The 3,935-nt window shown below is 66.7% G+C and carries 5 protein-coding genes; all 5 read left to right on the top strand.

The genetic code is table 11. The features are described 5' to 3' along the window. The first annotated feature begins 64 nt into the window (after positions 1 to 64). The 5 genes from I6U14_RS11275 to cmk all read left to right on the top strand — a co-directional run bounded on the left by I6U14_RS11275 (position 65) and on the right by cmk (position 3,684). Entirely contained in the window at positions 65 to 511 is a 447-nt protein-coding gene (locus I6U14_RS11275; protein ID WP_296899376.1) for a recombinase family protein, read from the top strand. Positions 512 to 528: 17 nt separating this feature from the next. Then, positions 529 to 783 carry a UPF0175 family protein gene (locus I6U14_RS11270; RefSeq protein ID WP_296899375.1) on the top strand — a complete coding sequence of 85 codons (255 nt, stop codon included), beginning with the start codon at positions 529 to 531 and terminating at the stop codon, positions 781 to 783. Continuing rightward, on the top strand, positions 773 to 1,261 hold the full coding sequence (locus I6U14_RS11265) for a DUF3368 domain-containing protein (RefSeq protein WP_296899373.1): 489 nt from the start codon (positions 773 to 775) through the stop codon (positions 1,259 to 1,261). Before I6U14_RS11270 ends, I6U14_RS11265 begins: the two co-directional genes overlap by 11 nt. 375 nt (positions 1,262 to 1,636) lie before the next feature. Beyond that, positions 1,637 to 2,980, top strand: coding sequence for a 3-phosphoshikimate 1-carboxyvinyltransferase (aroA, locus tag I6U14_RS11260; protein WP_296899377.1), 1,344 nt, complete (start codon positions 1,637 to 1,639; stop codon positions 2,978 to 2,980). Further along, positions 2,977 to 3,684, top strand: coding sequence for a (d)CMP kinase (gene cmk, locus I6U14_RS11255; RefSeq protein ID WP_296899372.1), 708 nt, complete (start codon positions 2,977 to 2,979; stop codon positions 3,682 to 3,684). The genes aroA and cmk overlap by 4 nt, the downstream gene beginning before the upstream one ends. Positions 3,685 to 3,935: the final 251 nt, after the last annotated feature.

Here is a 3,935-nt window from a genome sequence, read left to right as displayed (position 1 = left end):
TGTTGTTTTTTTTTTCAAGACGAAGACGGAATAGGAGGTCTAGTACGGGTTCGTGGGCTAGGAGATGGGTAGAAGGGACAGGCGGGAGATCGATCTGGTGATGGCCTGGTCGGTCGATCGGCTGGGGCGGTCGTTGCAGCAGCAGTTTGCCCTGCTGTCCGGGTTGCAGGCCAAGGGCGTCGATTTGTACCTGCACCAACAAGGCATCGACACCACGACCTCCGCCGGCCAGGCCATGTTCCAGATGTGCGGCGTGTTTGCCGAGTTCGAGCGGGCAATGATTCGCGAGCGCGTTCGCGCGGGCCTCCAGCGCGCGCGGGCGCAAGGCAAAACCCTCGGGCGACCGCGTACGCCCGAGGTGGTCGAGGCAAGGATCCGAGCGGCGCGCCGTCAGGGCAAGGGCATCAAGAAGATCGCCAGTGAGCTGGGCATCGGCGTCAGCACCGTGCAGCGTGTCGTGCATGGACCGGCCCCGAATCCAGGACCTCGACTACGTAACCCGAACCGGTGACAACCACGAGCGAAGCAATGACGACCACGATCACCTTCGACTTCGATGCGTCGGTCTTCGGCGCATTGCGCTTGGCGCCCGGCGAATTCGCACGAGAGATGCGCGTCGCCGCGGCGGTTCAGTGGTACGCACAAGGAATCGTTTCACAGGGAAAGGCCGCCGAGCTTGCCGACCTGACCCGAGCCGAGTTCCTGGAAGAACTCCACCATCGAAAGGTCCCGGCCTGCCAAGTCACGGCCGATGAGCTTGCCGACGAAATCCATGGCGCATAGACGCTGGGTGGTCAATGCCTCGCCGTTGATCTTGCTCGGCAAGGTCGAGCAGATCCAGCTGCTTGGCGCCTTGGCGGGAGAAATCGCCTTGCCCAGAGCTGTGATTCGCGAGGTCAGCGCCAAACCGGACGGCGAGCAAACGGTTCAGACGCTGACGGCCCTCGAATTTGCGATCGTCGTGGACGACGAAGACCCGCCTGCGAACATCCTGAGCTGGGACCTCGGCCCTGGCGAAACCCAAGTGATCAGCCATGCCGTCAGGCACTCCGCCGACCGCGTCGTGATCGACGACTTGGAAGCCAGGCGCTGTGCGAATGCCATGGGGCTCGCGATCATCGGCACCCTTGGCATCGTGGGCCGAGCGAAGGTCGTGGGACTGATCGAGCGCGCCGGACCGGTTGTCCAGAGACTACTGGAAACCGGACTCTACGCCGCCGACGAAATCGTCCAGCGACTCCTGCGCGAGGTCCGAGAGTAGCTTGTCGACGACCGGGATTACAGAAATTTGCACGTATCCTGAATCACACCCGTTTCTGGGTCTCGCGGCCGCTGCGCCCCGTCTCTTGGGCGGCGCGGCGGCGGCGCTCTTTAAGGATTTACACCGCGTTGGGGCTGCGTTATTTTGCAGCGTTTTTGCCGCCCGGATGCAACTTTCCTCGGCGCTGCCCGAATGAGCCGGTGCTGAGCTGCGCAGGACGCCGCCCGGTGCCAGCAGCGGAGCGGACTCATTTGGTGCGGAAAGCCCTTCCCACTTTTGCGAATCGACCGGGCATTACAACCACTGCGGAGCCCCAGCGCCGTGAGCCCCGATCCAGCCACCGAGAAGCCCTCGCCGGGCGTCACTGACGCCGGGATGCCTGTGCGCGGCTACCGGGTGGCGCCCGGGGGCACCCTCGTCGGCGAGGTCGGGGTGCCGGGCGACAAGTCCATCTCGCACCGGGCGATCATGCTCGGTGCGTTGGCGGACGGCGCCACGGAAGTCACCGGCTTTCTGGAGGGAGCGGACAGCCTCGCCACCCTTGCCGCTTTTCGTAATATGGGCGTTCAGATCGTCGGGCCGGAGGCCGGGCGCGTGCACATTCAGGGCGTTGGCCGCGATGGCCTCACGGCCCCCAACGGACCGCTCGACGTCGGTAACGCAGGGACGGCCATGCGCTTGCTCTGCGGTCTGCTCGCGGGGCAGCCGTTCGAGAGCACGCTGGTGGGGGATGCATCATTGTCGCGGCGGCCCATGCGCCGTGTCACGGACCCGCTGGCGCAGATGGGAGCGGCCATCGACACCACGCCCGCCGGTACCGCGCCGCTGCGGATTCACCCAGTGGATCGGCTCCACGGCATTGACTATGCCATGCCAGTGGCAAGCGCCCAGGTGAAGTCCTGCCTGTTGCTCGCGGGGCTCTACGCGGATGGCGAGACCTGCGTCACCGAGCCGGCGGTCACCCGCGATCACACTGAGCGGATGCTGGCGACGTTCAGCTGCCCGGTCCAACGCGACGGCGCCCGTGTCTGCCTTCGGGGCGGCAGCCGGCTTACGGCTGCGCCTGTCGCGGTGCCGGCGGACATTTCTTCGGCGGCGTTCTTTCTGGTGGGCGCCAGCATCGCCGCCGGCGCGGACCTGATCCTGCCGGCGGTGGGAGTTAACCCGACGCGCATCGGCGTGCTGAATATCCTGCGCGCCATGGGTGCAGACATCGAGATCGCGAACCGACGCGACTGCGGTGCCGAGCCGGTGGCGGACCTGCGCGTGCGCAGCGCCCGGCTCAGCGGTATCGAGATCCCGCGTGACCAGGTGCCGCTCGCCATCGACGAATTCCCGGCCCTGTTCATCGCCGCCGCCTGTGCCGAGGGAGAGACGTTGCTCACCGGCGCAGAAGAGCTCCGCGTCAAGGAAAGCGACCGTATTGCCGTGATGGCAGCGGGGCTCGTCGCGCTGGGTGTCGACGCCGAGGTACTTCCGGATGGCATCCGCATCCGGGGGGTTGGCAACGGCCGACTCACCGGCGGAACCGTCCATAGCCATGGCGACCACCGTATTGCCATGGCCTTTGCCATAGCGGCACTGCGTGCCGCTGAACCGGTTGTGGTGCAGGACAGCGCCAATGTGGACACGTCCTTTCCAGGCTTCGCGGCGCTCGCAGCAGGCGCCGGCCTCGACATCGAAGAAACGGCCGCAGTCGCGGCCGAGACAGCCCAATGAGCGCAGCAGCCGACGCGCTCACGGCACCGGTGATCACCTTCGACGGGCCGTCCGGCACCGGCAAGGGCACCATTGCCGCGGGCCTGGCCGCGCGGCTCGGCTGGCATGTGCTCGACACCGGGGCGCTCTACCGCTGTGTCGGCCTGGCTGCCGTGCAACGCGGCGTCGACTTGGCGGACGAGGAGGCGCTTGGCGCCCTCGCGCAGCGGCTCAACATCCGTTTCGACGGTGAGCGGGTGCTGCTCGATGCCGTCGATGTCAGCGATGAAATCCGCACCGCCGCCGCCGGTGAGCACGCCTCCCGCGTCGCCGCGGCGCCGGCGGTGCGCAGCGCGCTTTGGCGCTTGCAGCGTGATGCGGTGCCGCCCCCCGGGCCCATCGCCGCCGGCCGCGACATGGGGCCCGTCGTCTTCCCTGAGGCACCCATCAAGTTCTTCCTTGAGGCCACTCCGCCGGTGCGTGTCGCCGGACGTTATAACCAGTTGAAAGACAAGGGCATGGATGCTAACGTGGCGAATCTTGCGCGAGAGCTTGCCGAACGCGACCGCCGCGACCGCGAGCGGGCCGCAAGTCCGCTGGTGCCGGCCGCGGACGCCGTGATCATCGACACGTCCAATCTTGGCATCGAGGCCGTGCTGGCGCAGGTGCTGGACGTCGTTGACAACCGTCTGCCGCAGGCGGGCCAAGCCGCTCCGCCGTCATAGGGCTTGCCGACTGTTGGCCAGTGCTGCCCATAGGGCCAGTGCTGCCCATCGGAGGGAGGTTGAGCGGGCGCCGGCGCGGTGGCGGCGCTGCGATAAGCTGAGCCTGTCGTCGCTGCAGACAGTCGTTGCCAGAGAGAGCCGCGGTGCCGAGCACCGCACGTAAGGAGATACTGATTTATTGGGCATCCTGCCCAAGAATCAGACGGAGCCGGGCCTGTTCAGACATTGGGCGGTTTCCCGGCTCCTTCATT

The organism is Thiohalocapsa sp., assembly GCF_019695415.1.
In the GTDB taxonomy this organism is placed as follows: domain Bacteria; phylum Pseudomonadota; class Gammaproteobacteria; order Chromatiales; family Chromatiaceae; genus Thiohalocapsa.
This window is presented reverse-complemented; position numbering and strand designations above follow the sequence as displayed.

Excerpts from the sequence above, each read along its gene's own strand:
- I6U14_RS11275 (WP_296899376.1), top strand. The coding sequence starts at position 65 with ATGGGTAGAAGGGACAGGCGGGAGATCGATCTGGTGATGGCCTGGTCG.
- I6U14_RS11270 (WP_296899375.1), top strand. The coding sequence starts at position 529 with ATGACGACCACGATCACCTTCGACTTCGATGCGTCGGTCTTCGGCGCA.
- I6U14_RS11265 (WP_296899373.1), top strand. The coding sequence starts at position 773 with ATGGCGCATAGACGCTGGGTGGTCAATGCCTCGCCGTTGATCTTGCTC.
- aroA (WP_296899377.1), top strand. The coding sequence starts at position 1,637 with ATGCCTGTGCGCGGCTACCGGGTGGCGCCCGGGGGCACCCTCGTCGGC.
- cmk (WP_296899372.1), top strand. The coding sequence starts at position 2,977 with ATGAGCGCAGCAGCCGACGCGCTCACGGCACCGGTGATCACCTTCGAC.